The sequence below is a fragment of the Haloferax profundi genome (assembly GCF_001469865.1).
Classification (GTDB): Archaea; Halobacteriota; Halobacteria; order Halobacteriales; family Haloferacaceae; genus Haloferax; species Haloferax profundi.
In genome coordinates, this window is sequence record NZ_LOPV01000262.1 from 1 (window position 1) to 723 (window position 723).

Genomic DNA, 723 nt, shown 5'->3' on the forward strand with positions numbered 1-723 from the left:
TGCTTTGATATCTTCATTTCCATGATAGAACGCCTTCTCGATAACGTGTGCTCCAGGGAATGAGCGAGTCACATCAATCATCCAGCAGCCATCGTGACTGAGACGAATGCTATATCGCTTCTTTCCATCTCCAAAATCGCTTTCGTCTGTTGCTTCGGTGCCCTCATTCATTGAATCAGATACAGTATGACACATGTTAGAACTCCCGACCACGTCACACAGTTGAATCCTGTAGAATCTGTGGCATTCTACAGTAGGTCCTCAAAATGATAATTGGCTTCGTGCCTATCTTGTCTGAAGGGCCACTTTGATTTTTGAATCGCTCACTGAGCTAATTCTACGTCCCAGAATTCGAACCTCGCTCCTCCACTGTCACTGTCGGTCACAGTGCTTTCCCAGCCGTGAGCATCAACGATCTCTTTCACGATGGCCAACCCGAGTCCGGTTCCCGCTTTGTTTGTCGTGTATCCAGGATCAAACACCTGTTGTCGGGCGTCTTCTGGGACTCCCGGTCCGTCATCAGCGATGAAAAAACCGCTTCGGTCGTTAAGACTCCCCACACGGATCCTGACGTCACTCCCACCGTGGTCGATCGCGTTGCGAATCAGATTTTCTATGAGCTGCTGGAGGCGACTGGGATCTGCGTGAAATGACAGGTTACTCTCAATGGTCAGCGTCGCCTGGGACGTTTCTATGACGTCCCAGCATCTGTCTACAACGGAC

At 50.1% G+C, this 723-nt stretch carries 1 protein-coding gene; it reads right to left on the minus strand.

Annotated elements, in window-relative coordinates; genetic code table 11:
- Window positions 1–323: 323 nt before the first annotated feature.
- Window positions 324–723 (minus strand): sensor histidine kinase (locus AUR66_RS11815; RefSeq protein ID WP_197409757.1); only part of this gene is annotated, 400 nt, incomplete at its 5' end.